Origin of the sequence: Lactobacillus sp. ESL0701, assembly GCF_029433445.1 — a bacterium.
Lineage (GTDB): Bacteria > Bacillota > Bacilli > Lactobacillales > Lactobacillaceae > Lactobacillus.
Map to the genome: position 1 here is coordinate 1 of NZ_JAQTIC010000015.1, position 1349 is coordinate 1349.

1 pseudogene is annotated in these 1349 nt (G+C 41.2%); it reads right to left on the reverse strand.

The features are described from left to right. A pseudogene (locus tag PT281_RS07780) lies at positions 1-1349 on the reverse strand (hypothetical protein); the annotation flags it as partial.

The following is a 1349-nucleotide window of genomic DNA, read 5'->3' on the forward strand; positions in this document are numbered from 1 at the left end:
ATACTGTTGCTTTGACTAACAGCTGCTGAGTTGCTCTGACTCAGTGAATTACTGTAACTTTCACTTTGACTATCAGCTATCGACTTACTGTCTTTTTGACTCTTGGAAGTACTTTGACTAGCTGTACTGTTACTGTCGCTGATCGAGGTACTGAAGCTCTGACTAGCGCTGCTAATCTTCGAGTTACTGTCACTCAATGAATGACTATTGCTTTGACTTTCAGAAGCATTCGAATTACCTGAAGCATTGATTGCTGAGGTAAATGAATCCTGCAAACTCTTGGAAACACTGTTGCTTTGACTAACAGCTGCTGATTGACTAGCACTTTGACTCATTTGCGAATTGTCAATTAACAAACTTTCAATCTCTGAATGCGTTGCGGCATCTGATAAACTACCAGCCTCTGACAATGAGTTTTGCATGCTGGCGGATAATTGTTGTCCCCGTGAAGTCAACGATGCGTGCAGCCGACTTGTTTCTGAAGTCATGCTCTCATTCATACTCGTGCTGTTATTGCTTGCCGACAGACTAGCCGAATTAATGTAGCTGCCTGCAGAAGCTGAAGCAGAGTTATAATCCGCGATATTCTTGCTTAAGGCAATTGAAGCTGCGTTCGATGCTTGTGAACTAGCTACCAAACTTTCCGAATTCGAATTAGAAATTGCCGCGATCTTACCCTGTGATTCAGCCAAACTTGCACTAATCGAGGCTGAACTTTGCGCTGAAGCACTTGCAGCGTATTTCGAGTTCTTGTTCGAAACAACTGTATGCATCGAGGAGTTACTACTGCTTAAGTCCAGATACCGTGAAACTGTTGAAGCATAATTCTTGCTTGTCACTTCTGAAGCACTTAAGCTGGCATTAATACTATTAGAAATACTCTCCGAAGCTGCCAGCGATACATTACTCAAACTAGTCAATTGTGAATCCTTAAGCGAATTACTAATACTAATTGACTGACTCAATTTCAAGACTTCAGCCTTCATACTGGTAATTGCCGAAGTTGCGGCTGAGTTTGAAAAACTCATGTCAGTCGATTTTCTCAATGATGCATGAATTGAGAATGAATATGACTGTGAAGCAACCGTTGAAATATTCTGACTATCCTCTAGACTCGTTAAAGAAGCCTGCTTACTTTCTTTTATTACGTCTTGACCAGCAGACAGGTACCATGCACTCACTGATTTACTGATCGAAACACTCTGCGAATCATTAATGCTGCTTTCACTGGCATCTGAGGCACTAATACTTTCAGCTTGACTAATTCCAGCACTCTGCGAATCTGAATCGGCAAAACTCTTATTCTTATAAACTGACAAACTGATGCTTTGACTATTCAGCTTACTAAT